General features: G+C 71.7%; 25 protein-coding genes and 1 tRNA gene. 10 read left to right on the plus strand and 16 right to left on the minus strand.

Features of this window, described 5'->3' with window-relative positions:
* Positions 1-3 precede the first annotated feature (3 nt).
* On the plus strand, positions 4-720 hold the full coding sequence (locus HUT10_RS35995) for an aspartate/glutamate racemase family protein (RefSeq protein ID WP_176175263.1): 717 nt from the start codon (positions 4-6) through the stop codon (positions 718-720).
* Here the strand turns inward: HUT10_RS35995 and HUT10_RS36000 are convergent.
* Complete coding sequence (locus HUT10_RS36000) at positions 678-1,538, minus strand: arylamine N-acetyltransferase (RefSeq protein ID WP_176178194.1); 861 nt, start codon at positions 1,536-1,538, stop codon at positions 678-680. The genes HUT10_RS35995 and HUT10_RS36000 overlap by 43 nt on opposite strands.
* Positions 1,539-1,621: 83 nt before the next feature.
* On the opposite strand from HUT10_RS36000, the gene HUT10_RS36005 reads away from it, so the two are divergent.
* The 5 genes from HUT10_RS36005 to rdgB are packed head-to-tail and all read left to right on the plus strand — an operon-like array spanning position 1,622 to position 5,250.
* Positions 1,622-2,251 carry a rhomboid family intramembrane serine protease gene (locus HUT10_RS36005; protein WP_176175264.1) on the plus strand — a complete coding sequence of 210 codons (630 nt, stop codon included), beginning with the start codon at positions 1,622-1,624 and terminating at the stop codon, positions 2,249-2,251.
* Positions 2,248-3,054 (plus strand): glutamate racemase, encoded by an 807-nt coding sequence (murI, locus tag HUT10_RS36010; RefSeq protein ID WP_176175265.1) that lies wholly within the window; start codon positions 2,248-2,250, stop codon positions 3,052-3,054. Before HUT10_RS36005 ends, murI begins: the two co-directional genes overlap by 4 nt.
* Positions 3,055-3,083: 29 nt before the next feature.
* Positions 3,084-3,851, plus strand: coding sequence for an MBL fold metallo-hydrolase (locus tag HUT10_RS36015; RefSeq protein WP_176175266.1), 768 nt, complete (start codon positions 3,084-3,086; stop codon positions 3,849-3,851).
* A gap of 23 nt (positions 3,852-3,874) precedes the next feature.
* Positions 3,875-4,651 carry a ribonuclease PH gene (gene rph, locus HUT10_RS36020; RefSeq protein ID WP_176175267.1) on the plus strand — a complete coding sequence of 259 codons (777 nt, stop codon included), beginning with the start codon at positions 3,875-3,877 and terminating at the stop codon, positions 4,649-4,651.
* A complete protein-coding gene (gene rdgB / locus HUT10_RS36025; RefSeq protein ID WP_176175268.1) occupies positions 4,648-5,250 on the plus strand; it encodes an RdgB/HAM1 family non-canonical purine NTP pyrophosphatase in 603 nt (200 codons plus the stop codon). Before rph ends, rdgB begins: the two co-directional genes overlap by 4 nt.
* Here the strand turns inward: rdgB and HUT10_RS36030 are convergent.
* From HUT10_RS36030 to HUT10_RS36065, 7 genes are all read right to left on the minus strand, one after another.
* Positions 5,247-8,366, minus strand: coding sequence for an NACHT domain-containing NTPase (locus tag HUT10_RS36030; protein ID WP_176175269.1), 3,120 nt, complete (start codon positions 8,364-8,366; stop codon positions 5,247-5,249). The two genes, rdgB and HUT10_RS36030, sit on opposite strands and share 4 nt — an antisense overlap.
* Positions 8,367-8,444: 78 nt before the next feature.
* Positions 8,445-8,918 (minus strand): thioredoxin-dependent thiol peroxidase, encoded by a 474-nt coding sequence (gene bcp / locus HUT10_RS36035; protein WP_176175270.1) that lies wholly within the window; start codon positions 8,916-8,918, stop codon positions 8,445-8,447.
* A 15-nt stretch (positions 8,919-8,933) separates the two neighbouring features.
* Complete coding sequence (locus tag HUT10_RS36040; RefSeq protein WP_176175271.1) at positions 8,934-9,479, minus strand: hypothetical protein; 546 nt, start codon at positions 9,477-9,479, stop codon at positions 8,934-8,936.
* 190 nt (positions 9,480-9,669) lie between these two features.
* Positions 9,670-9,852, minus strand: a complete 183-nt coding sequence (locus HUT10_RS36045) for a hypothetical protein (protein WP_176175272.1) — start codon at positions 9,850-9,852, stop codon at positions 9,670-9,672.
* 130 nt (positions 9,853-9,982) lie between these two features.
* Complete coding sequence (locus tag HUT10_RS36050) at positions 9,983-10,870, minus strand: hypothetical protein (protein WP_176175273.1); 888 nt, start codon at positions 10,868-10,870, stop codon at positions 9,983-9,985.
* A 50-nt stretch (positions 10,871-10,920) separates the two neighbouring features.
* Entirely contained in the window at positions 10,921-11,556 is a 636-nt protein-coding gene (locus HUT10_RS36055) for a helix-turn-helix transcriptional regulator (protein WP_254897172.1), read from the minus strand.
* A gap of 210 nt (positions 11,557-11,766) precedes the next feature.
* Entirely contained in the window at positions 11,767-12,723 is a 957-nt protein-coding gene (locus tag HUT10_RS36065; protein WP_176175274.1) for a saccharopine dehydrogenase NADP-binding domain-containing protein, read from the minus strand.
* Between the two features lie 70 nt (positions 12,724-12,793).
* On the opposite strand from HUT10_RS36065, the gene HUT10_RS36070 reads away from it, so the two are divergent.
* Positions 12,794-13,711, plus strand: coding sequence for a helix-turn-helix domain-containing protein (locus HUT10_RS36070; RefSeq protein WP_176175275.1), 918 nt, complete (start codon positions 12,794-12,796; stop codon positions 13,709-13,711).
* Positions 13,712-13,892: 181 nt separating this feature from the next.
* Here the strand turns inward: HUT10_RS36070 and HUT10_RS36075 are convergent.
* A tRNA-Leu gene (locus HUT10_RS36075) sits at positions 13,893-13,966 on the minus strand.
* Between the two features lie 100 nt (positions 13,967-14,066).
* Here HUT10_RS36075 and HUT10_RS36080 point away from each other — a divergent pair.
* Entirely contained in the window at positions 14,067-14,288 is a 222-nt protein-coding gene (locus HUT10_RS36080) for a DUF3618 domain-containing protein (protein ID WP_176175276.1), read from the plus strand.
* Positions 14,289-14,291: 3 nt separating this feature from the next.
* On the opposite strand, the gene HUT10_RS36085 is transcribed toward HUT10_RS36080, so the two are convergent.
* Together HUT10_RS36085 and HUT10_RS36090 are read right to left on the minus strand one after the other, a co-directional pair.
* Positions 14,292-14,711 (minus strand): hypothetical protein, encoded by a 420-nt coding sequence (locus tag HUT10_RS36085; RefSeq protein WP_176178195.1) that lies wholly within the window; start codon positions 14,709-14,711, stop codon positions 14,292-14,294.
* A 204-nt stretch (positions 14,712-14,915) separates the two neighbouring features.
* Positions 14,916-15,473 (minus strand): TetR/AcrR family transcriptional regulator, encoded by a 558-nt coding sequence (locus HUT10_RS36090; protein WP_176178196.1) that lies wholly within the window; start codon positions 15,471-15,473, stop codon positions 14,916-14,918.
* Positions 15,474-15,586: 113 nt separating this feature from the next.
* Here HUT10_RS36090 and HUT10_RS36095 point away from each other — a divergent pair, with 113 nt between their 5' ends.
* Entirely contained in the window at positions 15,587-17,044 is a 1,458-nt protein-coding gene (locus HUT10_RS36095) for an NAD(P)/FAD-dependent oxidoreductase (RefSeq protein WP_176175277.1), read from the plus strand.
* 50 nt (positions 17,045-17,094) lie between these two features.
* Here HUT10_RS36095 and HUT10_RS36100 read toward each other — a convergent pair whose 3' ends face one another.
* From HUT10_RS36100 to HUT10_RS36110, 3 genes are all read right to left on the minus strand, one after another.
* Positions 17,095-17,565: a helix-turn-helix domain-containing protein gene (locus tag HUT10_RS36100; RefSeq protein ID WP_176178197.1), complete on the minus strand. Its 471-nt coding sequence runs from the start codon at positions 17,563-17,565 to the stop codon at positions 17,095-17,097.
* 180 nt (positions 17,566-17,745) lie between these two features.
* Positions 17,746-19,419 (minus strand): LCP family protein, encoded by a 1,674-nt coding sequence (locus tag HUT10_RS36105; RefSeq protein ID WP_217709669.1) that lies wholly within the window; start codon positions 19,417-19,419, stop codon positions 17,746-17,748.
* A gap of 145 nt (positions 19,420-19,564) precedes the next feature.
* Positions 19,565-21,718, minus strand: a complete 2,154-nt coding sequence (locus HUT10_RS36110) for a phospholipase A2 (RefSeq protein ID WP_176175278.1) — start codon at positions 21,716-21,718, stop codon at positions 19,565-19,567.
* Positions 21,719-21,860: 142 nt separating this feature from the next.
* On the opposite strand from HUT10_RS36110, the gene HUT10_RS36115 reads away from it, so the two are divergent.
* Positions 21,861-22,868 (plus strand): hypothetical protein, encoded by a 1,008-nt coding sequence (locus HUT10_RS36115; protein ID WP_176175279.1) that lies wholly within the window; start codon positions 21,861-21,863, stop codon positions 22,866-22,868.
* Here HUT10_RS36115 and HUT10_RS36120 read toward each other — a convergent pair.
* Together HUT10_RS36120 and HUT10_RS36125 are read right to left on the minus strand one after the other, a co-directional pair.
* The gene (locus HUT10_RS36120) at positions 22,846-24,261 is read right to left on the minus strand and encodes a diguanylate cyclase (RefSeq protein ID WP_176175280.1); all 1,416 of its coding nucleotides are present in this window, start codon (positions 24,259-24,261) and stop codon (positions 22,846-22,848) included. The genes HUT10_RS36115 and HUT10_RS36120 overlap by 23 nt on opposite strands.
* A 284-nt stretch (positions 24,262-24,545) precedes the next feature.
* Positions 24,546-25,760 (minus strand): MFS transporter, encoded by a 1,215-nt coding sequence (locus tag HUT10_RS36125; protein ID WP_176175281.1) that lies wholly within the window; start codon positions 25,758-25,760, stop codon positions 24,546-24,548.
* Positions 25,761-25,976: the final 216 nt, after the last annotated feature.

Genomic DNA, 25,976 nt, shown 5'->3' on the forward strand with positions numbered 1-25,976 from the left:
AGTATGAAGGTCATCGGGCTGCTGGGCGGGATGAGCTGGGAATCCTCGATCGAGTACTACCGGCTGGTCAATGAGCGGGTGAAGGCCGTGCTCGGCGGGTTCCACTCCGCGCACACCGTCCTCTACTCCGTCGACTTCGCCGCGATCGAAGCCATGCAGGCCGAGGGACGCTGGGACGACGCCGGGGCCGAGCTGAACCGGGCGGCGAAGGCCCTCGAAGCCGCCGGGGCCGACTTCGTCGTGCTCTGCACCAACACCATGCACAAGGTCGCTTCCCAGCTGGAAGACGGCCTCGGCATCCCGCTGCTGCACCTCGGCGACGCCACCGCCGCGGCCATCAAGGCCGCCGGTGTCCGCCGGGTCGGGCTGCTCGGGACCGGCTTCACCATGGGACAGCCCTTCTACCGCGACCGCCTCGCCGCGCACGGCCTCGACGTGCTCGTGCCGAGCGCCGAAGACCGCGACCTCGTGCACCGGGTGATCTACGACGAGCTGGTGCTCGGCGTCGTCGAAGACGCCTCGAGGGAGGCCTACCGCGGCGTGCTCGCACGGCTGGCCGAGGCGGGCGCCGAGGGCGTCATCTACGGCTGCACCGAGATCGAGCTGCTGGTCGGCCCGGAGGACAGCCCGGTGCCGACCTTCCCGACGACCCGCCTGCACGCCGAAGCGGCGGTGGACTACGCGCTGGGCACCACCTCGCTGCCCCGGCCGCCCACGTGAGCCTCGTGCTGCGCGACGCACTGCCGCCAGAGCCGCTCGCGCTCCTCCGCCGTGAACAGGGCCGCCGGGATGCCGAAGACGTCACCCGCGGCCGCCCACCAGTCGCCCGGTGAGCCGATCAGCTCCTTGGCGCCGTGCCTGTCCAGGGTGAGCGCGCGCAGGCTGTCCACCCCCGCTTCGTCCCGCCGCTGGACCACGCAGACCCGCACGAACCCGGACTCGGGCGCGCTCGAGAGCCAGGCGTGCTTCTCCGCGAAGTCCGCCATCTCCGCGACGCCGGGCGCGAAGTCCATGCCGGTGAAGCTGGCCGAAGGGTCGTGGTCGAACCGCCAGCCGCCCGGCGCCACCTCCGACGGCCGCAGCCGGTAGGTGTGCGGGCCCTGCACGTAGGTGCCTTCCCGGAGAGGGAGCGGCTCGTGCGGGCCGTCGCCGAGCCCCACGTCGACCAGCCACGCCTGCTCCGGGGCTTCCGGCAGCCCGGAGACGGTCAGCGCCAGGTGGTTCCGGTCGACGTTCGGCGCGTCCGCCGTGCTGCCCTGCACCCCGCCCAGGTGCCGGGTGACGCGGTAGCCGAGCGCCGCCAGCAACGCCGAGAACGCCCCGTTCAGGAGGTAGCAGTACCCGCCGCGACCCTGCCGGATCCGCGCCAGCGACGCCGACGGCTCGAGCGGGGTCGGCCGCCCGAGCTGCACCTCCAGTGCCTCGTACGGCACGCGTTCGACGTGCGCCGCGTGCAGCCGCCGCAGCGCGTCGAGGCCCGGCGGTTCGGGATCGAGGCCGAGCCGCGCGAGATAACCGATGACGTCCATGCCCGACAAGCTAGCGGCGACCACCGACAAAACCCGCGGATCAGGGATTTCACCCGAGGTGGAGCGGCGGTGGCCCGCCTAGCCTCGAAGACGTGAGCACCTTGCAACCCGCCCCGGGAACCGACGCCGCCAAGCGCGTGCTACCGCCGAAGCCGGCGGCGGCCGCGATCGTCGCGCTGTCGTTCACCCTGCTGCTGTACCTGGTCGAGCTGGTCGACGTCATCCTCCCGGCCGATCTGGACCAGGGCGGCATCCATTCGCGGTCGCTGTCCGGCCTCGACGGCGTGCTGTTCGCGCCGGTCCTGCACGCCGGCTGGTCGCACCTGTTCGCGAACACCGTCCCGGTGCTGCTGTTCTCCTTCCTCGCGATGGCCGCCGGAATCGGCCGGTTCGCGCTGGTCACGGCCATCATCTGGGTGGTCTCCGGGCTCGGTGTGTGGCTGGTCGGGCCGTCTCAGGGCGTCACGGTCGGCGCGTCCGGACTGGCCTTCGGCTGGCTCGCCTACCTGCTGGTCCGCGGCCTGTTCAACCGCGCGGCCGGCCAGATCGTGGTCGCCGTCGTCCTGCTCGGCGTGTGGAGCGGCATGCTGGCCGGGCTGCTGCCGGGCAACCCGGGCGTCTCCTGGCAGGGCCACCTCTTCGGGGCGCTGGCCGGCGTCATGGCGGCCTGGCTGACCACCCGGCCGTCCCGCAAGCCGGCCCCGGGTAACCTCGAAGCGTGACGTCTCCGCCCGCTGATGCCCCGATCGGTGTGTTCGATTCCGGCGTCGGCGGGCTGACGGTCGCACGGGCGATCCTCGAACAGCTGCCCGCCGAGCAGCTCCGCTACGTCGGTGACACGGCGCACAACCCGTACGGCCCGCTCCCGATCGCCACCGCCCGCAGCTACGCCCTCGCGGCGCTCGACGAGCTGGTGGAGAGCGGGGTGAAGGCGCTGGTGATCGCCTGCAACACGGCGTCCGCGGCCTGCCTGCGCGACGCGCGGGAGCGCTACGACGTCCCGGTCATCGAGGTCGTCCTGCCCGCCGCGCGCCGCGCCGTCGTGGCGACGCACACCGGGCGCGTCGGCGTGATCGGCACCGAGGGCACCGTGCGCTCGCGGGCCTACGAAGACGCCTTCGCCGCGGCGCCGGACATCATCCTCACCAGCGTCGCGTGCCCGCGGTTCGTCGACTTCGTCGAGCGCGGGATCACCACCGGGCGCCAGGTGCTCGGGCTGGCGCAGGGCTACCTGCAGCCGCTGCTCGACGCCCAGGTCGACACGCTGGTGCTCGGCTGCACGCACTACCCGCTGCTGCAGGGCGTGCTGCAGATCGTGATGGGCCAGGAAGTGACCCTGGTGAGCAGCGCCGAGGAGACCGCCAAGGACCTCGTCCGCGTGCTGACCGAGCGGGACGAGCTGACCACCCGGGAAACCCCGCCGCGGCACGAGTTCCTCGCCACCGGCTCGGCCGAGCCGTTCACCCGGCTCGCCCAGCGGTTCATGGGGTTCGCGCCGGGTGTCCTCGCTCCCACCACCGCGTGATCGCGGTGGTGGGCGCTTAGGGTGTCGTCGTGCGACTGACCATCCTCGGGTGCTCCGGCAGCATCCCCGGGCCGAACACCGCCGCGTCCGGTTACCTCATCGAGGCGGAGGGCTTCCTGCTCGGCCTCGAACTCGGCAACGGCACCCTCGCGCAGCTGCAGGCCGTGGCCGACCCGTTCGACCTGGACGCGCTCGTGCTCACGCACCTGCACCCCGACCACTGCGCCGACGTCAGCGCACTCACCGTCCTGCGGCGCTACCACCCGGCGCCGCCGTACCCGGCGCGCCCGCGGCTGCTGCCGCTGTACGCCCCGCCGGACGCGCCGGGCCGGCTGGCCAACGCGTATGCGCCCAACGAGACCGAGCGGGCGGTCACGGACCTGTCCGACGTCTACGACTTCCGCCCGCTGCGGCCGGAGCCGTTCCGGCTCGGGCCGTTCGAGGTCCTCGCGGTCGAGGTCGATCACCCGACCCCGGCGTACGGGCTGCGGATCTCCTACGGGGGCCGGATCTTCGCGTTCACCGGCGACACCGGGCCGTGCCGGGCGCTGAACGAGCTCGCCGACGGCGTCGACCTGCTGCTCGCCGAGGCGTCCTGGACGGACTCGGCGGAGCGGCCGGCCGGCGTCCACCTGTCCGGCAAGCAGGCGGGTGAGCTGGCGCGCGACGCCGGTGTCGGTCGGTTGCTGCTGACGCACATCGCGCCGTGGACGGACGCCGGAGCGGTGCTGGCCGAGGCGTCGGCGGCGTTCCCGGGTGCGGAGGTCGTCAAGCAGGGTGCCGTCTACGACGTCTGAGCGGGCGGTCATAGAGTGCACCTGTGGCTCGTAAAGATGGCAGGAACGACGACCAGCTCCGCGACATCAAGATCACCCGGGGATTCCAGCAGTGGCCGGCGGGGTCGGTGCTGATCGAATTCGGCAACACGCGCGTGCTGTGCGCGGCGAGCGTCACCGAAGGCGTGCCGCGCTGGCGGGCCGGCTCCGGCCTCGGCTGGGTGACGGCGGAGTACGCGATGCTGCCGTCCGCGACCAACACGCGCAGTGACCGCGAGTCGGTGAAGGGCCGGATCGGCGGCCGCACGCACGAGATCTCCCGGCTGATCGGCCGGTCCCTGCGGGCCTGCATCGACCTGGCGGCGCTGGGCGAGAACACGATCGTCATCGACTGCGACGTCATCCAGGCCGACGGCGGCACCCGCACGGCCGCGGTGACGGGCGGTTACGTGGCACTGGCGGACGCGATCACCTGGCTGGGCGCGGCGAACCGGTTGAACGACCCGCAGCCGCTGTCGTCCTCGGTGGCGGCGGTGAGCGTGGGTGTGGTCGACGGCCGCGTCCGGCTGGACCTGCCGTACGAGGAGGACTCGCGAGCCGAGGTCGACATGAACGTGGTGGCCACGGACGCGGGCACGCTGATCGAGGTCCAGGGCACCGGCGAGGGCGCGACGTTCGCGAGGTCCACTTTGGACACGATGCTGGACGTGGCGCTGGCGGGCTGCGCGGAACTGACCCGGCTGCAGAACGAGGCGCTGGCGCTGCCGTACCCGGGCGAGCTGCCGGAGCCGCGTCCGGACAAGAAGAAGGGCTCGAAGTGACGAAGCTGCTCCTGGCGACGCGCAACGCGAAGAAGCTCGGCGAACTGCGCCGGATCGTTGCGGCGGAAGGGCTTTCCGGGCTCGAGATCCTCGGTCTTGCCGACGTGCCTCCGTTCCCGGAGGCGCCCGAGACGGCGCCGGACTTCGAGGGCAACGCGGTCGCTAAGGCTCGCGACGCCGTTGCCGCGACGGGATTGCCTTCCATCGCGGATGACTCGGGGATCGCTGTCGACGCGCTGAACGGGATGCCGGGGGTGCTGTCGGCCCGGTGGTCCGGGCGGCACGGGGACGACGAGGCGAACCTGGATCTGGTGCTGGGGCAGCTGTCGGACGTGCCGGACGAGCGGCGCGGGGCGCAGTTCGTGTGTGTGGCGGCGCTGGTGTTGCCATCGGGCGAGGAGACGGTGGTCCGCGGCGAGTGGCGGGGGACGCTGGTTCGGTCGCGGCGTGGGACGAATGGGTTCGGGTACGACCCGATCTTCCAGCCGGATGGGGAGTCGCGGACGTCGGCGGAGATGTCGCCGGGGGAGAAGGACGCGGTTTCGCATCGAGGGCTGGCTTTGCGGGCTTTGGTGCCTGCGTTGCGGGAGCTGGGTTAGCGGAGTTTGACGCCGGGGCCGAGCTTTTCGGTGCCGATGAGCTCGGTGTCGATTACCTCGATGGTCAGTTTCAGGTCAGCCAACGCGCTGACATCGACGGGCGCGGTGAGCCCCTCGAACGAGATTTTTCTCAGCTGAGGAAGAGCAAGAGCGTCAACGTCGGCGACCGCCAATCCGTAGAGGTGAAGATCTGTTACGTTGGGGAAGCAGTTGAGGATAATTTCGCCGGTAATTGGCTCCTCCTGAACACTCGACTCGTCAAAAAGGAAAACTTGCGTCGGACTCGGGATCGGCGTTGAAGTAGAGATCGTTCGTGTCAGAGTTTCATCCAGGCTGAGCGTGCGTAGATTGTTCAGTGAAGCAAGCGGACTGAGGGTCTTGACTTGCCATAGTTTGTCAAGGGTCAGCCACGACAAACTGGTCAGTTCTCTGAATCCCTCGACGTGGGCCCACGGCGAGGTGCAGAAGAGGGCGAGATCCGCCAAGCTTTTGAGGTTCTTCAGGGTCTGTTCGCCGGTGAACTTGTGGGCGGAGAACAGACCGATGCTCGTGAGTTCAAGACTGCCGCTCAGTGGGCTGAGGTCAACGGTTGCTTCGTGGTGGAGATGGGCGTCGACGCTAAACAAATGGGGGAGGTTACCGAGCATGCCGAGGTCGTCGAGTGGCTCGGAGAATGGCAGGGAGACAATCACTCTTGTGGCAGTCTTCAAGTGGCGAACGAATGGCAGTAGGCGCGAGTTTCGGATTACGATTGCCCCATCGGCCAACGGTGAGTCGGCCAGCACCTCGGCTGCATAGTGCTCCGGGTCGAAGTACTGCCATGCCTCGGTCAACTGTTCCTGCACGACGAAGCGACGGTCCTGTGCGTAGTTGTGCAGAACTTTCAAGGCATCGGATCCCGCGGTTAGTGCTGCCGCTCGCACCGATGCTGCTGCTACCGCATCCGACAGCCCTTCCAAGCTCTCCGGCAGATAGCGCAGTACGCGGTGCCCGACCGACGCCAGTGATTGCGTCTCCCGCAGGCTTCGCGGCGGCACCAGCTTGTCCTTGATCACCGTCTCGACCCGCGCGAGAACCTCCGGATCCGCGTTGCTCACGGTCTCCAGGCATGCTGCCGCGAGCAAACGTAGGTGCCGGGCATGGCGGGGTTCCGCATCGGCTCGGTCCAGAATCCCACGCAGCAACGTCCCCGCCTGATGGTGCTTCGCGTGGCCACAGGCCATCACGAACGTTTCCCACCACGTATCCAGATGCGCCCGGTCGATCAACGTCTCGAGGTGGTCCTGTTCCGTCGCCTCATTCGCTGCCAAGCACTCCTGGAACGTCCGGTGGACGAAATCCACCCGGTTCCGCACCGGCTCACGCAGAACTCCGCTGCGCTCCAAAAGGTGATCCAGGACCTCAACAGGCGTCTGGTCGACATGCGGTAGCGAAGGCAAACGCCGGGCGACATGCGACAGCACCCGCTCTTTCGGCATCTCCACCTTCGAAGCCAGCGAAAGCCGCCAGGCCAGGTCGCCCAGCAAGATCTGCTTCTGGGCCTCCGTCAGGATCACGCCGATCCGCCGCTCGGCGTCGCGCAGGTGCAGCAGCATCGACAACGCCTTGCGGTACAGATCCATCCGGTCCCGCGGCAGCTCCGACCGGTGCGCCAGATTGAGAGCGCACAACATCGCGCACAGCAGCGGACTTGCCGCCAAAGTACGCAGGTGCGGCCGCGAATCGAGCTGGTTGAGCAGCCGGCGCTGGACCGCGGCCAGGTCCGTGTCCGGACGAACCTGGCCGCCCGCCGCGGCTGCCTTGTGCCAGCGGGCTACCAAGGCCTCGATGTCGTCCGCGCTCATCGGCTCCAGCAGGACGCAGCCGAAACCCTCCTGCGCCAGCCAGCGCTGATCGGCCGCCGCAGTTCTCGATGTCACCACTATCAACGTCTCCGGGAAGGCCGCCGACAGCTTGCGCAGCCACGACTTCACCTCGCGCCGGTGGCCCGTGCCCACCTCGTCGACGCCGTCGACCAGGACCATTGCGCGGCCGCTGTCCAGCACCCGGCGGGCCCAGCCCTCCGGCGGGGCCAGCATCGGGGCGATGTGGGCCAGGAACTCCTCCGGCCGCGGCAACGGCTCGGCCGCGAAACTCCGCAACCGGATCGGGAACGGCACGCGACCGTTCCACTCCGAAAGCTTGCCGGTGAACCCCGCGCGGGCGGCCGTCACCGCCAGCCAGTCCAGCAGTGTCGTCTTCCCGGATCCGGCCTCGCCGCGGACCAGCACGTGCGTTGCGCCGCTCAGGGCCGTCTCCACCCTCATGTTCGCGCTGCCCGCGCGATTCTGCCGCTTCTCGAACCACAGCTCGTCCATACGCCGCTCGGCTCGGCGGGGTTCTCCCTCGGACGAGACGCTCAAGCTCAGGTAGGCGACCGTCAGCGGCAACGCCGGCTGGTCGTCCATCGTCAGGCCGAGCAGCTCGAGCCGGTCCAGGTCGTGGGCGAGCTGGCGGAGGTACGCCGCTTCGAACTCGGCGTCGTGGTCGATGCCTTCGGGCGTCGCCAGGCTCGTCTTCGGGACCCGGGCCAGCAGCTCCTCGAGCTGGTCGCTCTGGCGGCTCAGCCTGGCGAGGACGTCGGCGAGCGCGCGGGGCTGGAACGACGGCAGGTGGCGGACGACCTGCACCAGGTGGCGGCACGCCTGGTCCAGCGCCAGCTCGTACAGCGCGGCCGCCTGGGGGGCCAGGAGCCGCTCGGTGGCGAGGTTGCCGCGGAGCTTCCTCGCCAGCTGCTCCGGATCCGCGTCCGCCGCCAGCAACGCCTCGTCGGACAGGTCCGCCTTGCGCAACGCGTCCGAAACCGCGACGAACGCCGCCTCGATCTCGTTCGGTGGCAGGGCCGGGAATCGGTCGGCGAGGACCGGCTCCAGCTGCTCCGCCACCTGCGTGCCGATGTGCTGGACCAGGTTCTCCAGCTTGCGCCGCTCCAGCGGCCCCTTCAGCTCAGCCGCCGCCAGGTCGGCCAGCTCGGCGGACCGGGCGACGCCCGCCTTCCGCCGCTGCAGCCACGACTTCGCCGCCGCCGAAGCGATCTGGCCGCCCAGTTTCAGGGCCGGCCCCTCCAGGCTCGTCACCGCGTCCTCCCGCCCTCCGACCGCCGGATGATTCCGGCGGATCGGGGCGGGGACAAGCCTGCGATCGGGTGGCGCGGGTCAGGAAGCCAGGCCGAGGTCCCGGATCAGCTTCGCCACGTGGCCGCTCGCGCGGACGTTGTAGAAGGCGTGCGCGATCTTGCCCTCCGGGTCGACGACGAACGTCGAACGGATCACGCCCATGTAGGTCTTCCCGTAGTTCTTCTTCTCGCCCCACGCGCCCCAGGCCTCGATGACCGTCTTCTCCGGGTCGCCGAGCACCGGGAACGTCAGGCCTTCGTTCGAGACGAACTTCGCCAGCTTCGCCTGCTTGTCCGGCGAGATGCCGACGACCTGGTAGCCGGCGTCGTTGAGCTCGGCGAGGTTGTCGCGGAAGTCGCAGGCCTGCTTGGTGCAGCCCGGGGTGCTCGCCGCCGGGTAGAAGTACACCACCACCGACTGGCCGCGGAAGTCGCGCAGGGACACGTCCTTGCCCTCGCTGTCGGGCAGGGTGAAGTCCGGGGCTTCGTCACCCGGGGAAAGGCGCTCGGTCATGCCCCGAGCCTAACGTCAGGCCGGACCGCAGTAGGTGACCGCGGCGGCTTCCGTCGCGCTCGGCCGGATCTGCAGCCGCAGCTGCGTCTGCTCGCGCGGGACCGCGAAGGCGAGCGTGATGTGCACCGAACGGCCCGGCAGCACGTCCTTGCCCGCGTCGGTGATGCCGGTGAAGCCCTGGGTGGTGTCCACGACCTGCTTGACCGCGGCGCCGGCCGCGGTGGCGGTGACGTTGAGCCCCGAGAGCTTGTACGTCGTCGAGCCGTCGTTGGTCAGCTGGACGTCGAAGGCCGCGCCGCGCGGGCTCTGCGGGTACGCCGACGTGCTGGGGCGGAACGACTGCGGGGAGCCGACGGAGATGGTGAGGCCGCTGGCGAACCGGTGGTCGGCGCCGAACTTGAGGTCGTTGGCCGCCGGTGCGGCGGAGGCGCCGGCGCCCGCGGGGGAGCCGGCCGCGCCGAGGGCGGCGGTGCCCTCGCGTGCCGAAGGGACCCCGCACGCCACCGCCAGGCCGAGCAGTCCTGCGGTGAACATGATCTTGCGGGTGCGCGCGAGCGCCATTGCGGGTACTCCAGTCGGCGGGTCGGGTGCCGTCGGCAACGGGGGATTGCCGCGGGAACCCGCTCCACTCTGGCCGTGATCGCGCGCGGTTACGAGGCGCCACCGGGGGTTGTCGCGCACCTGGTGCCACCCCGTGGCCAATCCGTGATCGGAACGGCACGGCTGGTGACAATCTCTGGCAACATGCCACTTAAACGGCGAGCGCGAACAGCAGGATGAAGATCGCGACGCCGGCCACCCACGCCGTCATCAACCAGCCGAAATCCCGCACCGGGTCGACCGCCCGGCTTTCTTCGCCGGGCACGTACACGCCGCGCTCCTCGAACCAGTCCGCCCAGCGGGCGATCCAGCGCAACGGGTTGCGCGACGCCATGCTTCACCTCCGGGGACCGGGTTGCTCCCGTCACAGTACGCGTTCGGTCACGCACGCCGGAAGGTGCGGGCGGCCGTCCACTCCCGACTGGCCACGGCCGGGTGAATTTCGGTGCCACTCGTGTAGAAGTTCAGACCAGGCCGTGACGGCGCAGGATCGTCACCGCACGGACCGTCGCGTACCCGCGCCATTCGAGTGCCGCGGCGGGCGAGAAGCTCGCGAAGTCGACCCGCCAGCCGCCATCGTCCTGTTGGGCGGCCGCGAGCCGCCGCAGTGCCGCGTCGATGACGTCGGCGGCGAACAACGCGCGCGCCGGGCGGTCCGGAAGCGGCGCGAAGTCCAGGGCGCGGAGGGTTTCGCCCTCCGATCCGCCGGCCACCGGGGCCAGCCCGTCGGCCGGGACGAACGCGGCGAGGTGGTCCAGCAGCGCGGGTGCCTCCTCGTGGAGCTCGTGGGCCGCGTCCACGAACTGCACCGCGAAGGACAACGCGATCGCGTGCGGCGGCTCGGAAAGCTCGCGGATGGCGCGGAAGCAGTACCGCGTGGCCGCGGCGAGCCACGGGTGTTCGCGGACGGCCCGGTCGTGCCGGGCGACGCGCAGGGCCACGCCGGCGGTGAACGCGGTGCTCTGCAGGGTGGCCACCGCCGGATCGGCCTCGGCCCAGAAGGGCGCGCACCCGGCGGGATCCGCCACCGGCAGGGCGAACGGGAGGCCACCGTCCGGACGGGACGCCGTCGCCAGCCAGTCGCAGAGCGCCACGGCGTGCGGTGTCGTCCGCGGGGCGATCTCCTCGAGCACCTCGAAGGCGTGGAGGGCACCGCCGGGCTGGCTTTCCGGGGCCCGCAGGTCCGGCTCGAGGCCCCAGCCGTAGCCGCCGTCGGGGTTGCGGTAGCCGTCCACGGCGGCCAGCACGGCGTCGGTGCTCGTGGCGCCGTCCAGCAGTTCGAAGCGGCGGCGGTCGAGGAGGCGGGCGTGCGTGGCCATGAAGGACGCGGCCGCGGGGAGGTTCACGGGCATGCCGCCAGCCTCGCACTCGGCGGGACCGGTCGTATTGAACGGATCGGACCTCAGGGCAGCTGCGGCCCGGCCGAGGCGGCCTCGCGCAACCGCGCCGCGTCCTGCCCCGGCGGGGCGCCGAACAGCCGCCGGTACTCGCGGTTGAACTGCGACGGGCTGTCGTAGCCGACGAGGTGCCCGACCCCGGCGACGTCCCCGGCGCCGGCCAGCAGCAGCGACCGGGCCGCCTGCAGGCGGATGCGCTTCTGGAACTGCAGCGGGCTCATCGCCGTGGCCGGGCGGAAGTGGCGGTGGAACGCCGACACGCTCAGCCCGCTCAACCGGGCGAGCTCCTCGACCCGGATCGGCTCGGCGTAGTCGTCCCGCAGCCGGCGGATCGCACGGCCGACGTGGGCGGTGCCGCTGTCGGCCAGCCCGATCCGGCGCACCAGGCCGCGGTGCGGCCCGGTCAGCAGCCGCCAGAGCCGGTCGAGTATTCGCTGCTGGCGCGGACGGTCGAGGGTGAGCTGGCCCCGTTCGCGCTGGACCAGGGCCTGGCGCTGGTGCCGTGAAGCCCGCTGAAGAACGGCTTCCTGTCCGGCAAGTACCGCCGCGACGCCGCGACGCCGGATTCCGCCCGCGCGGCCTACGTCGGCGGTGGCACTGGCGTGGCTGCAGGCCCGGCGCGGCACGGTGGTGCCGATCATCGGCGCCTGGAGCACCTGACCGGCAACCTCGCCGGGCTGGACGTGACGCTGACGCCGGCGCAGCTGACCGCCTTGGACGGGGTTTCCGCGCCGCAACTGGACTACGGCCCCGATGCACGGCGCCCAGCGGGCGATGCTGCAGTTCGCGGGCGCGACGGTCGACGGCGAACCGTCCACTGTGTACCCGCCGTTGCTGCAGAGCGACGTCCGCTACTGACTGCTCAGGCGGGCGACCGTGATGTGCGGCGCCAGCGCGTGCAGGAAGTCGGCCGCGTCGAACATCTCGCCCGCCGTCGCGACGGCCTTCACCTTCGTCCGCCCGGTCAGGATCCGGTCCACCGCCTCGACCGCCAGCGGTGCGCTCACCGCGTAGATGTCCTCGCCGCTCGCCACGATCCGGCGTTCGCCGTCGCCGGTCCGCACCACGACGTCCACCACGAACGTCTCGGCCGCGTCGCGCTCACCGGCCGCCGCGAGGCCCTGCGCCGCGTCCACCGTCATGTAGCTCGTGACTTCGCGGACCTTCAGGTGCCGCGGGATGGTGACGATGTCGGCCATCGAGAACTCGCCGAGGACGGGCCGGGTGCCGAGCGGCTCGGGGAACGCCCATTCGCGCTCGGGCAGAGCGTCGTCGCGGTGCTCCAGCCGGCCGCCCGCGTACCGGATTCGCTGGCCGCCACGGCGTTCGCGGGACACTTTGCCCGCGGCGAGGGTGCCCGCCGTCGGGCGCCAGCCGCTGAGGCCGTAGGCGACGTGCACCTCGTCGGCCGTCGTCTCGTCGCCCAGCGCCGCCGTGGCCAGCAGGTCGGCCAGCCCGCCGAAGAACGCCATCGCGGGCACCACCGCGGTGTCGGCGGTCAGCGCGAAGGTGTCGAGGTTCGCCTCGATCTCGGCGGCGACGTCGACGTACGGGACGCCGGCGCGGATGGCCGCCTGCGCGACCGGGAGGGCCGTTTCGGCGAACGGACCCGCGCAGTTGATCACCGCGTCGACGCCGTCGAGCGCGCGGTCGAGGGCCGCCGGGTCGTCGACCGAGGCGGGCCGCCCGCCCGGCAGCTTCGCCGCGTTCCGTCCGGAAAGGACCGCGTCGAACCCGCGTTTCTGCAGTTCAGCAACCACGAAGCGGCCGGTGTGCCCGTAAGCGCCGTAAACCAGTACCGAAGTCATGGGGCAATCCTGGCGACGGCCGGGCGTCGTCACCAGTGTCCGGAACGACGTGCTGCGTACACTTTCGGACATGCACGCTGTCGCCCTCGCCGCCACCGACGGGATGCTGTCGTTCGAGCTGACGATCGCCACCGAGGTGTTCGGCGACGACCCCCGGTACGGCTTCGCGGTCTGCGGTTCGGCGCCGGTGCGGGTGGGCCGGTTCCTGCTGGAGCCGGACCACGGCCTCGACGGGCTGGCGCACGCGGACACAGTGATCGTCCCCGGCTGGGCCGACGTCGACACCGCCCCGCCTGCCGACCTGGTCGACGCGGTCCGGGCGGCCCGCGCCCGCGGCGCGCGGGTGGCCTCCCTGTGCACGGGCGCGTTCGTGCTGGCGGCGGCGGGGCTGCTGGACGGCCTGCGGGCGACGACGCACTGGGCGCACACGGACGTCCTGGCCGCCCGCTACCCGGAGGTGACGGTGGACCCGGACGTGCTCTACGTCGACAACGGCCGGGTCCTCACCTCGGCGGGCAAGGCGGCGGCGATGGACCTGTGCCTGCACCTGGTCCGCGCCGACCACGGCCCGGCGGCGGCCAACGCGATCGCCCGCCGCCTGGTGGTGCCCCCGCACCGGGCGGGCGGCCAGGCGCAGTTCGTCACGGCGCCGGTACCGGCCCGCGACGACCACCCGCTGGCCGCGCTGCTCCCGTGGATCACGGCTCGGCTCGACCGGGCGTTGACGGTGGAGGACCTGGCCCGCCAGGCGAACATGAGCTCCCGCCACCTGGGCCGCCACTTCCGCTCGGCGACGGGCACGACCCCGTTGCAGTGGCTGCTGAACCAGCGCATCCGGCGCGCGCAGGAGCTGCTGGAGAACACGGACGCGAGCGTCGACGCGGTCGCGGAGGCGGTGGGGATGGGCACGGCGGCGACGCTGCGGCGGCACTTCAACCGGACGGTCGGGGTACCGCCGGACGCCTACCGGCGGACGTTCCGCAGCTGAGGGGCACTGGGGGAAGCCGGGCCACGGCGGGGCGAAGGTGAGGGTCGCCGCCAAGCCGGACCACGGCGGGGGTCCGGGGGCGGAGCCCGCCGGGCGGGGTCTGGGGGTTGCACCCCCAGAACACACGACGAGGGGGACGGGGCGAGCGCTCTCCGCGAGCAGACCTCGCCCAACCCCCGAGTGGGCCCGGAGAGACTCGAACTCTCACTGGCATGGACCTAAACCATGTGCCTCTGCCAATTGGGCTACGGGCCCCAGCAACTGGAAGCGTAGCGGTGCGGCGTGGCCCGTGCGGCGGCGGCGGGGCGGTCGACTAAGTTGAGGCTCTGGAAGTCCCATGCGGCGAGGAGGACACGTGGCCCGCGATCCCGAGACGATCGAGCGTGAGATCGAGCAGGCTAGGACCGCCCTGGCGGCGACGCTCGACCAGCTGACCGTCAAGGCCGACCCGAAGAAGCTCGCCGACGCGGCCAAGGACGGCGTGCGCGCCAAGCTGGACAACTCCAAGGTCAAGTTCCCGCTGATCGGTGCGGGCGTCCTCGTGCTGGTCCTGCTGGTGCGCAAGCTGCTCAAGTAGCGCTCAGGCCTGCTTGGCCGGCGCCTTGCTCTCCGCGGCGGGCGCCGGCGAAGCCGGGCTCTTGCGGTCCTCGACCGCCTTCGGGAGCTGCTTGCTCGGCGGGAGCTGGGGCTTCTTGTCCGCCGCCGACGGCGTCTGCTGCTTCGGCACGCTGCCCGGCGGCGGGACCTCGAGCGGCGGCAGCTTCGGCAGCGTCAGCCGGGCCGTCATGTACGCGCTGGTGAAGTCCAGCGCACTGCCGTTGAGCAGGTGCACCACCGTCGTCTTGGTGTCGCCGGCGAGCTCTTCGACCAGCTGGTCGGCCCGGTCGCGCGCGGCGATGATGCCGGGCTCGCGAGCGGTCAGCTCCTTGCCGAGGCCGCTGACCTTGATGGCCCAGTCGGCGTCTTCCTGGACGTACGTCGCCGTGATCGTTTCCACCATCTGCCTCACGCCCCTCTCCCTCACCAGCATCCTTACACAACCGTGACGCGGTCACTGCGCTTTCGTGACGCGGCTCCCGTGCCCCTCCTCCGGTCGCGAAGGTCCAGCACACTTTCTACCGTGTCAGCTGAACAGTAGAGCAACTCTGTGTCACAGACCACGGTTGCGCAGAGTGATGACTCCATGGCCCAATGCACGCGCAAGCTAACGTGCACGGCCCTGCAGACCGCTCCACAGCACGTCCATGGCGTATCCGGTCGCCAGCTCGGGGCTCACCTCGTCGTGCCGCTCGCACCAGATCGCGAGCCGCTCGCACGCTCCGACCACGAATTCCGCGGCCGCTTCGGCTCGCAGTTCGTCCCCGTTGTCGAAGTAACCGCTCATCAGTGCGGCGATCAGGTCGGTCTGCTGGCGGCGGGTCTCCTCGACCTCGTCCGAGGCCGGCGTGCCGATCAGCGCCATCTCGTGCCGCAGCAGCGACCACGCCTGGCGGCGCTCCCGGATGAAGACGAAGAAGGCCAGCAGGCCGCGCCGCAGCGCGTCCTCGGCGTCCACCGCACCGACCGTCGCCTGCTCGGTGGCCTCGCGCAGCACCGCCCGTGACTCCCGGATGCAGGCCAGCAGCAGGCCCTCCTTCGAGTTGAAGTACTCGTAGAGCATCGGCTTCGAGACGCCGACCAGCTCGGCGATCTCGTCCATCGACGCCGCCGCGTAGCCGCGAGCCGAAAAGACCTGCTCGGCGACCTCGATCATCTGCCGCATCCGGTCGGCCCGTGGCATGCGCTTGCGCTTGGCGGTGGTCACGAGTCACACTCTACCGCTGGTAACCTACTCCCAGTAAGATGGACGACGAGTAACAGGAACCCGGAGGCGTCATGGGCAACCGCACGGAGACCGGGGTCGTCATCGTCGGGACCGGCTTCTCCGGTCTCGGCATGGCGATCCAGCTGCGCAAGGAGGGCCGCGAGGACTTCGTCATCCTGGAAAAGGCGCACGACGTCGGCGGCACCTGGCGCGACAACAGCTACCCGGGCTGCGCCTGCGACATCCCGTCGCACATGTACTCGTTCTCCTTCGAGCAGAACCCGGGCTGGTCGCGGGCCTACTCACCGCAGCCGGAGATCTGGCGGTACATGCGCGAGGTCGCCGACAAGCACGACCTGCGCCGGTTCATCCGATTCGGGCAGGAGATGACCGGTGCCCGCTGGGACGCGGAGGAGAACCGGTGGCACGTGGCCACGAGGGGCGGCGACGAGTTCACCGGGACCGCGCTGGTCGCCGGGGTGGGCGCCCTCCACCTGCCGATGATCCCCGAGCTGCCGGGCATCGAGAAGTTCGAGGGCCCCGCCTTCCACTCCGCGCGGTGGCGGCACGACGTCGACCTGAAGGGCAAGAAGGTCGCCGTCGTCGGCACCGGCGCCAGCACGGTCCAGTTCGTGCCGAAGATCGCGCCCGAGGTGGCGGAGCTGACGCTGTTCCAGCGGACGCCGCCGTGGATCATGCCGAAGGCCGACCACGAGATGGCCGGCCGGACGCGCGCGCTGTTCAAGGCGTTCCCGCCGGCCCAGCGCGCCTACCGCACCCTGCTCTACTGGCTGCTCGAAGCGCGGGCGATCGGCTTCAACGGCCAGCCGTGGGTGATGAAGCTGGGCCAGCGGATCGCCAAGCGGCACATCGACCGGGCGATCGAGGACCCGCAGCTGCGGCGCAAGGTCACCCCGGACTACACCATGGGCTGCAAGCGCGTGCTCATCTCCAACGACTACTACCCGGCGCTGGCGCGCGACAACGTCGACGTCGTGACCGACGGCGTGCGCGAGGTCCGCGAACGCAGCGTCGTCGACGCCGCCGGGGTCGAGCACGCGGCCGACGTCATCGTCTACGGCACCGGCTTCCACGTCACCGACGCCTTCGACGACCTGGAGATCGTCGGCCGGGACGGGCGCAACCTCGGCAAGGAGTGGGCGACCGAGGGGATGCGGACGCACCTGGGCATCACCGTCGCCGGGTTCCCGAACCTGTTCTTCCTGCTCGGCCCCAACACCGGCCTCGGGCACAACTCGGTCGTGTTCATGATCGAGGCGCAGATCTCCTACGTCGCCGAAGCGCTGCGGCTGGCGCGCGGCCGGGCGCTCGAACCGAAGCCCGAGGTGCAGGAGCGGTTCAACACGCGGATCCAGCGCAAGCTCGCGAAGGGCATCTGGACCCGCGGGGGCTGCAAGAGCTGGTACCTGGACGCGAAGGGCGTCAACCGGACGATCTGGCCCGGCTTCACCTGGCGCTACTGGCTGGACACCCGGAAGGTGCGGCGCGAGGACTTCCTGATCGGCTGACCCGGCCCGGGCCCGCACCGGGGGAGGTGGTGCGGGCCCCGGCCGGGGGATCAGCGGGAGGTGTAGCGGCGGAGACGGGCGATCAGCTCCACGGTCGGCAGGCTGCACAGCTCGGCCATGCGCTCGAGCGCGGGCAGGTCGAGGGCGATCTCGCCGCCACCCTGCTCGCCGGCCTGCCGCAGCCGGTCCTCGGCCCACCGGCGCAGCGGCAGCAGGTCGGCCGGGGCGTCGGCGACGACCTTGCGCAGGTCGACGCGGACCCGCCCGGGCTCGTCGAGGAACACCCGCCGGTGCACCTTGGCCAGCAGGTCCTGGGGCAGTTCGTCCATCGCGACGCACAGCTCGACCAGGCGCACGACGGAGCACTGTCTGGTGCCCAGCTCGTAGGTGGCCAGCGTCTGCAGCGAGATCTCGCTCTGCAAGTGCTGGTTCAGCTCCTTGCGCGTCCACCCTCGGCTGCGCCGGAGCTTGCGGAGCTCGTCTCCGAGGATCCGCTGGTACTCCTCAGCGTCGATCAGCACATCAATGTCCCCTGCCGTGCGCTCCCACGGCACCTGCATGGGCGTGATGATTCCCGTGCAGGTGCACCCTCACGTGTATGTAAGTGCGCCGGAGCCCGGCCCTTACGCGATTTCGCGCATGTCTTTGATACCGATTGCGCGAGTTAGGCCGAACGGGTGAACGGCGGCTCGCTCACCGGGTCAGTTCACGCAGGGAACGCCCTCGGCGGTGATCGGCTTCTCGTCGCTCGCGGCCGGCGGCGGCGCCGCTGCCTGCGACGTCGCGCTCGCGGCCCCCGCACCGGCGCCCGAGCTCGCGTCGGAGGCCGTGCCCTGGTAGTCCGCGCCGAGGAAGACCGTCACGTGGCCCGCGGCCACGCTCTTGTCCTCCTGGATCGTCGGCGAGCCGCCAAGCGCCTCGGCGACGGCCTGGCCCTTGTCCTTGCCGCCCTTCGGCACCCAGATCACCGTGGTCTTACGCGCGGTCGCGTTGGACGTCTCGCCCGGGGTGAAGCCCTTGCCTTCGAGCGTCTTGGCGACGCCCGCGGCGAGGCCGGTGCGGCCGGAGGCGTTGCGGACGTCGACCGTGGTCGCCTTGTTGGCCGGGTCGGCCTGCTGGGCGGGCGGGGCCGACTCACCCGGCTGCGGCCCGGCGAGCCCCTGCACGAACTGCTTCACCTCGGCGGGGTCGACCTGGATGGCGACGCCGTCCTCGGGCGTGCGGTACTCGACGTTCTTCACCGGGATGGTGCGGAACTCGAGCTGGCCGCCGGTCAGGCCCTTCATCTGCTGGGCGAACCCGAAGATGTCCCAGTTCTGGTTGAGCACGACCGACTTCTTGATCGCCTCGATCAGGTCGTTGAGCTTGGCCGGGTTGGTCAGCGTGCCCGCCGAGAGCACCTTGCGGGCCATGCCGGCCATGAACACCTGCTGGCGCACGACGCGGTCGAGGTCGCCGTTGGGCAGGCCGTGGCGCTGCCGGACGAACTCGAGGGCCTCGACCCCGGAGATCGTGTGCTGGCCCTTGGTGAAGTTCGCGCCGGAGTACTGGTCCTTGACGTTGTTGTTCAGGCAGACGTCGACGCCGCCGATGGCCTTGGTGATCTCGCTGAAGCCGAGCAGGTTGACCGCGGCGTAGTTGTCGATGGTCGACCCGGTGAGCTTCTCGATGGTCTCGATGAGCTCCTTCGCCCCGGCCTGGTTGGCCTTGACGTCGAGCTCCTTCGGGTCGGTGACGCCCTGCTTCTGCAGGTCCTTGCGCGCCTGCAGCATCGCGCGGGCGTACGCCGAGTTGATCTTGTGCTTGCCGTAGCCGGGGATGTCCACGTAGGAGTCGCGCGGCAGGGACATCGCGACGGCCTTGCTGCCGTCGTTCGGGATGTGCACGAAGATCAGCGAGTCGGTGTTGAGCTCGCCGTCGGCGTCGCCGGCGCGCAGCTCGTCGAGCACCTCGCGCGGCAGCGGGTTGCCCTGGGCGTCGGTCCGGCTGTCGAGGCCGACCAGGAGGATGTCGCGGGCGCCGTCGGCCGGCTTCTCGCCACCGCCGCCGTCGCTGAGCACGTTCGTGTAGTTCAGCCCGTTGACCAGGCCCTGCATGGCCGCCCACGCGTACCCGGTCAGGCCCATCACCAGCAGCGAGACGACGGTCAGCGCGATCTTCGCGCCGCGGAAGGAGTTGCGGCGGGCCCGCGGGGCCGGGCGCGGCTGCGGACGGCGGGCCGCCGGCGGGGCCGCGCGGCGGGCGTCGACCGGCTCGCGGCGGGGTGCGGGGCGGCGCGGCGGGCTGTCGCGCCGGGCGTCGTCCCGGCCTGGCTCGTCCTGCCAGGGCCGGGCGGGGCGGCGGCCGCCTTGCCCGTTCCGAGGCGGGTGGTCCACGCGGGCGACTCCTCACTCCATCGATCGGGTGGTGCTACTGGTTGGGACGCATGGTGCCTGCCCCGGGTTGCCGTAGCGTTACACATCCCCCTGCCGATGTGTCATGCACCACCCATTTTCCCGCAGGTCCGACGGTTTCGCCTGGTCAGGACGGCAAGTTCGCCGTCCGCCGGACCGGGAGCAAGGTACCCGCGGCGGCCAGCAGGGCAAACGCGGCGGTGACGGCGTGGAGCGTGACGCCGAGGAAGCCGGGCGTGCTGCCGTCGGCGGCGAACAGCAGCGACGGCGCGCAGGCGAGCGCCGTGGCCAGCCACGTGCCGGTGGCCGCGCCTGCCCCGATCCGGATCGTGTGCAGCAGGAAGACCCCGAGCAGCAGGTGCACCAGGCTCTGGATCGGGTCGAGCCGCAGGCCGAGCAGGTCGGCGTCGGCGGCGACCCCGCCGAAGCGGGTCAGCGCGAAGCCGAACACGCCCAGCGTCGCGTAGCCGATCCCGAGGCCGGCCGCGGCCCGGGTGAGCACCGTCGTCCGGCGGCCGGGGTCGTCGGCGGCCCGCGGCTGCCGGACACCGTGGGTGTGCCGTTCGAACCACCAGAAGACCAGCGTCGCGGGCACGGCCAGCAGCCCGACCGCGACCAGCGTGCGCGGGCGGACCAGCCAGCTGAGCCCGTCGGCGATCCGGCCGGGCAGGTAGACGACGGCGACCAGCAGCAGCATCGCGGCGAGGAACGCCAGGTAGAGGCTCATCGGCGCGCGCAGCACGAACCGGCAGGCGCGGGTGACGCCCGGCCGGTCGCCGAGCCGGGCGAGCGGCCGGGCCAGCAGCCCGAGCACGCCCAGCTGGACCAGGCCGAGCAGCAGCACGCCCCACGGCGGGGCGGAGAACGCGCCGGGCGCGCCCGGGCTGCCGAGCAGGACGGGTGGCCCGTCCCGCAGGACGCTCACCCCGGCGAGGCCCGCGAGCCCGGCCGCGGCGGCCGCGGCGAGCAGCCGCCGGGACGGGCGGACGCCGTCGGCGTGCGCGAAGGCGAGCTGCTGGGCGAGCAGGGCGATGGCGAACGTCGCCGCGTAGCGCGGCAAGGGCGAACCGGACCAGCTCGCGGCCAGCTCGCCGGCCCCGACCACGGCGAGCAGGCCGACGGCCGCGCTCACCGGCGCCCGGCGGTGCAGGGCCAGCAGCGGCGGCGTGCCGACGATGGTGAGCAGGTAGACGCCGAGCAGCCAGAGCGGGTGCAGCGCGATTCGCATCACCGTCGCCGTCGTCCCCGCCGGGCTGCCGAGCAGCTCCAGCGCGAGCGGGGTCAGCAGCGCGACGACGGCGAAGATCAGCGCGGGCCGCAGCAGCGGGCTCGCGCGTTCGGCGAGGAAGTGGCGGTAGCCGCCGCCGGTCTCCTGCTCGGCACGCCAGCCTGCCGCGTTGGCGTGCCCACCGGCGAAGTAGATCAGCGGGGCGAGCTGGGCCAGCCAGGTCAGCGGCCACAGCGCGGGCTCGGGCGCGCCCGCCCAGTGCGCGAGGGCCGTCACCGATTCGCCGAGCAGCAGCAGGACGACCCCGCCTGCCCCGAGCAGCGCCCACCGGCTGACGGCCGCGGGATCGGCGGCCGGCACCGGCGCCCGCGGCTCGCGGCGGGCCCGCAGCCAGCCGCGCAGCCGGAAGACCAGCAGGCAGCCGATGACCAGGACGCCGGCCACCATCGGGCCGATCGGGTCGCCGACCGGCGGGCCCCAACGCTGGTGCCACGAGTTGACGACCAGCCCGGCCGAGTAGAAGGAGGCGACGGCCCGGCAGGACAGCGCCGAGTTCATCGGGTTGAGGTCGCAGGTGTGGTGCATGTCGGAGGACAGCCGGTCGTCCAGCGCCTCGCGGACCTCGGGGCCGAGCGGGTGGCCCTTGCGGTCGGCGTACCGGAGCAGGTCGTAGCCGAGGTCGTGGGCCTTGCACGGCACGGCGTAGTCCCACTTCGTGTTGTCGTCACCCCACGGCGTCGAGCAGCCGCCGTCGACGTGCACGGCGCGGACGGTGCCGTCGCGGGCCGGCAGCGCGCCGGGGGTGACGCCGCTGAGCGCGGTGAAGTCCTTCGGCAGCCGGGCGAGCGCGTCGGGGTGCGGGCCGGGGTGGACCAGCGCCTCGATGGCGTTCTGCGCGGCCAGCACGTCCCCGGTCGGCGGACCCTGGTCCGGCGGCGACGGCGGCCGCGAGGCGATCAGCCCGAACGCGAAGACCACCAGCAGGACCAGCAGCAGCCACCCCGACGTCGACCAGGGTCGGCGGGTGCGTGGCGGATCGGTCAGGGCCGGCATGAGTTCAAGGGTGCCAGCCCTGCCGTCAGGCCGACATGGGGATAACCGGAGGGCTGCCCGGACGGCTGCCCGTTCTTCCCTTCCGCGGCGCAGGTGCCCCGGCGAGACTGGCGGAAGGGGGCGCGGCGACCAGGAGGCAGCAGTGCGCTCGACCGAGCTCGCCGTGCCCGCGGAGAACACCGTGCACGCACTGCGCCGGCTCGCCCCCGGCGCCCGGCTGCGCACCCCGCGCACGCCGGACCTGCGCGTTCTCGCGGGGGCGCTGCGCGAGTGCGCGCCACCGGAGCTGGCCGGGGTCCACCCCGGGCCGGTCACCCGGGTGGTGCTGGCCGCCCAGCTGCGGGCACTCGACCGGGCGATGACGGGGTTCTTCGGCACGGGCGATCCGGCGGCCGCCCGGCTGGTGCGGGCCGCACGCTTCGGCCGGGTGCGTCCCCGGCGGCCGCTGCGCGACCGGCTGGACACCGAGCCCGGCCTGCGCATGGCGGCGCTGGCGTGGGCGGAGGTGCGGGGGCACCGGATCCTGGCGGGGGAGCTGCGCGGGGTGCGCGAACTCCCGGACGAGGAGGACGGCCGGCTGGCGGCAGAGCTGGCGGTGGCCGCGGTGCTGCCGGAGGTCGAGGCCGGGACGGGCGGGCGTGAGGTGCTGCTGCCCCGGCCGGAGGACGGCCGGCCCGGCTTGCCCCCGCGGCCCGGTGGCCCGGTGACCGGCGGCAATGGCCGGTTCGGCTTGCCGGCGGAGGCCGGCGCTCCCGCAGGCTCGCGGCCCGGACCGGGTGCCGGCAGCGCCTTCCTCCGCGTGCGTTCGGTCCGCGTCAGCGACCTCGGCTTCCAGGTCGACGTGCACGCCGATCCACCCGCCGAGCTCCTCCGCGACGGTGACGGCCTCACCCTTCGCGCCCTCTGGTGGAACGGCCTCGGCCGGATCGCCGACGATCTCGGCCACGAGTACCTCGTGCTCGCCAAGGACCCCGGCGGCACCGGGACCGTCCGGCACTGGTGCCACCCCCGGCTCGCACCCGGTGCACGTGTCCTGCGGCTCGAATCCGCCGGCTACCGGGGTGAGCGGATGCGGCTGGAGCCCGCCGCCGCCGGGACCTGCGCCGAGGTGCTCGTCAAGCTCGAACTCACGGTCCGGCTGGGGGCGTGATCGGGTCCGGGGCGAAGCAGACCTGGTCACGGCCGCTCTCCTTCGCCAGGTAGACCGCCGCGTCGGCGGACTGCAGGAGGCGCTCGAGGGTGTCGCCGTGGCGGGGGTGGCGGGCCACGCCGATCGACGTCGTGCGGTCGGCGATCGTCGCCGGGTCGCCGCGCTTGTCCGTCGTCACCATGTGCAGCTTCGCGATCGCGATGCGGATGCGCTCCGCCGCGTCCCAGGTCGCCTCTTCGTCGATGTCCGGCAGCAGAACGAGGAATTCCTCACCGCCGAAACGGCCGACCAAGTCGCTCGGCCTGGTCACTTCGTCCAGCGTTTGCGCAACGGTGCGCAGCACGTCGTCGCCCGCCGGATGACCATAGGTGTCGTTAATCCACTTGAAGTGGTCCAGATCGACCATGAGCAACGCCAGTTGATCACCCGATCGGGCGGTCCGTTCGAGTGCCCGTTCCGCCGCCTCCGACCAGCCGCGCATGTTGAGAATGCCCGTTTTCGGGTCCGTCCGGACGTCGTTCTGGAGCTGGTCGAGTTCGGCGAGGCGATTGAAGACGACCGTGACCACGGCCATCACCGCCACCATCGGCGGGACGGCCGCGAGCAGGATCGCGGTCACCGCGCCGAGGCCGATGGTGATGGCCTCGAGCAGGTTGTCGGCGGGGCTGCCCAGCACGTTGCGAACCGTGCGCCCGGCAGGGGATCCCAGCAGCAGGACCCCGCCCACGTACGCGATCTGGATCGCTTCGTAGATGGCCCCGGTGACGACGATGGTGCCGAACTCGCGGAGGAAGTCGCCCCAGCCCGGCCGGCCGAGCAGGTGCGGCCCGAGCCCCGTGTAGGTGAGGTGCGCGAGCGCGGCGGCGAGGCCGTGCGTGATGGACGAAAAAATGAAGTTGTGGGCAGGCCGCCGGGCGATGAACCAGTGCTGCAACCGGATCACGGCGATGACGGAAAGGATGAGCGGAACCGGCAGTATCATCGCCGCGGAAAACGTCCACACGGCGGTGAGGTCGATCAGCACCGTTTTGGTCCGGTTGCGCCGCCGCTCTTCCTGGCGCTGGGTCAGTTGAATGTGGACGGTGGCACCCGCGGCCAGGAGCGCGAAATTGATCCAGTCGTTTCCGGACGGAATCGGCGAGCGCGCGAACGAGACGGCGAGAATCGCGACCGCGACGGCTTCGGCCGTCAGCATGAACGCGACCTGCACCGGACGGCGGCGCCAGAGCGCCCAGTTGCCAGGCCAGTACGCGTGCCGGACCCGGGGACCACCGGTCGTGGTCGCGGGCGTACCTGCGGTTACGCCCGACGTGGCAGCGCTTTCGGCGTGCCCGGGAGCCGGGCCGCCCGGTTCGCCCGGTGCGACCGGGGTCCCGTCCGGTCCTGGATGCAATTGGTCACCTCCTTTCCAGCCTAGTCTCGCCCTTGAGTAATCTCATCGGTACCTGGCAGAGTGTTCACGCATTCCGTGGCCGGGTACCATCCCACAGCAACGGCTCGGCCAAGGCCCCGGAGTAACTGCCGGGAACGCGGCGCAAAAGGTTCTGCGAGACTCTCCCCGCATGGAGGTGGCCCCCATGAGCAACCGCGACTTCTGAACCACCCTCGAATTGTCGCCCGTGCCGTCCGCGAATGCCATTCATGATCTTGGCCGTACCCGGAGGTGGGACCCGGCGCTCATGACGGCCAGGGTTGCGGGTCCGTCCCGCCGACCCGGCGCCAGGCGAACGCCACCGGCACGGCCAGCAGCAGGCCCACCGCGCCGGCGAGTGCGATGGTCGCGTGCGCGGACCCCAGCGCCTGCGCGGCCAGCCCGCCCAGGCCCACGCCGACGCCCTGCGCGACCCGCAGGCCGGTCCGGTAGAGGCCGCCCGCGCTGCCCCGGATGTCGTTCGGGACCCACGTGATGAACGTGGCCGACACCGTGATGACGTACGCGCCCGTCGCGCCGGCCAGCGCGAGCAGGATCAACGCGAACACCAGGTTCGGCCGCAGCGCGAACGCCGCCAGCGCGGCCAGCGGCAGCGCGGCCAGCACGCCGAGCAGCTTGCGGCGGTGCTCGGTGGTGACGAACCGCGACAGCAGGAACGTCCCGGCCACGAAACCCAGCGGATCGGCGGCCAGCAGCCAGCCGACGGCCACCTCGCCCGCCCCCAGCTGTGCGGCGAGCGGCGCGGCGAGGCCCTCCGGGATCACCGCCAGCCCGACGAGCCAGGACAGGTAGAGCAGCACCCGCAGCCGTTCGTCGCCGAAAACCTGCCGGACGGCGCCGAACCACGGGGCGCCGCCGTTGCCCGCGGCGGGACGGCGCAGCACCAGCAACCGCACGGCGACCGCGGCCACCAGGAACGTCAGCGCGTCGATCGTCAGCGCCCACGACGACCCGATGGTGGTCACCAGCAGCCCGCCCGCGGCCAGCCCGGCCAGCATCGCGGTGTTGTTCGTGATCCCCCGCAGGTCCTGGCTCTGCAGGTAGACGTCGTCGTCGGCGAAGACCTCGCGGCCGAGCGCGTTCTGCGCCGCGTTGCCCGGCGCGTTCGCCAGCCGGGCCAGGACGAACAGCGCGAACAGCCAGCCCAGCGGCATCCCCGGCAGCGCCATCAGCCCGATCAGCACGGCCTGCGCGAACGAGCTCGTGACCAGCACCGCGCGCCGGGGGAACCGGTCGGCGAGCTGGGCCAGCCCGAGCCCGCCGGCCAGCGCGGGCAGGAACGTCAGCGCGTAGACGACGGCCGACAGCAGCGGCGATCCGGTCCGCTCGAAGGTGAGGATGGCCAGCGCGACGATGGTCAGCTGGTCGCCCAGCATCGACTGCGTCTCGGCGAACCACAGCGCGCGGAACTCGCGATCGGCCAGCACGGCACGGAGCCGGGGTGTCGCGCGCGTCGTCACCTCGTCACCACCGTCCTCCGATCGAGTGAATGCGGACCGTCCGCATTGTGCCTCTCCGGTGATGACTCCATCCGGGTGAGTCACCGGTCTACCACCGGAAAGCACCCACAGTATGCCGCCGGTTACGCCGCGATGTCCCCGGAACGGCCGCCGGTCACCCCCTCGTGACCGGCCCGCGGGTACGTCCCGACTGATCGAACCGGACTCGCTCGGCGC

Origin of the sequence: Amycolatopsis sp. Hca4, assembly GCF_013364075.1 — a bacterium.
Classification (GTDB): Bacteria; Actinomycetota; Actinomycetes; order Mycobacteriales; family Pseudonocardiaceae; genus Amycolatopsis.

Excerpts from the sequence above, each read along its gene's own strand:
- HUT10_RS36040 (WP_176175271.1), bottom strand. The coding sequence starts at position 9,479 with ATGGCGCTCGCGCGCACCCGCAAGATCATGTTCACCGCAGGACTGCTC.
- HUT10_RS36110 (WP_176175278.1), bottom strand. The coding sequence starts at position 21,718 with ATGCCGGCCCTGACCGATCCGCCACGCACCCGCCGACCCTGGTCGACG.
- HUT10_RS36095 (WP_176175277.1), top strand. The coding sequence starts at position 15,587 with ATGGGCAACCGCACGGAGACCGGGGTCGTCATCGTCGGGACCGGCTTC.
- HUT10_RS36090 (WP_176178196.1), bottom strand. The coding sequence starts at position 15,473 with ATGCGGCAGATGATCGAGGTCGCCGAGCAGGTCTTTTCGGCTCGCGGC.
- HUT10_RS36050 (WP_176175273.1), bottom strand. The coding sequence starts at position 10,870 with ATGCCCGTGAACCTCCCCGCGGCCGCGTCCTTCATGGCCACGCACGCC.
- HUT10_RS36065 (WP_176175274.1), bottom strand. The coding sequence starts at position 12,723 with ATGACTTCGGTACTGGTTTACGGCGCTTACGGGCACACCGGCCGCTTC.
- HUT10_RS36070 (WP_176175275.1), top strand. The coding sequence starts at position 12,794 with ATGCACGCTGTCGCCCTCGCCGCCACCGACGGGATGCTGTCGTTCGAG.
- HUT10_RS36085 (WP_176178195.1), bottom strand. The coding sequence starts at position 14,711 with ATGGTGGAAACGATCACGGCGACGTACGTCCAGGAAGACGCCGACTGG.
- bcp (WP_176175270.1), bottom strand. The coding sequence starts at position 8,918 with ATGACCGAGCGCCTTTCCCCGGGTGACGAAGCCCCGGACTTCACCCTG.
- HUT10_RS36055 (WP_254897172.1), bottom strand. The coding sequence starts at position 11,556 with ATGATCGGCACCACCGTGCCGCGCCGGGCCTGCAGCCACGCCAGTGCC.
- HUT10_RS36045 (WP_176175272.1), bottom strand. The coding sequence starts at position 9,852 with ATGGCGTCGCGCAACCCGTTGCGCTGGATCGCCCGCTGGGCGGACTGG.
- HUT10_RS35995 (WP_176175263.1), top strand. The coding sequence starts at position 4 with ATGAAGGTCATCGGGCTGCTGGGCGGGATGAGCTGGGAATCCTCGATC.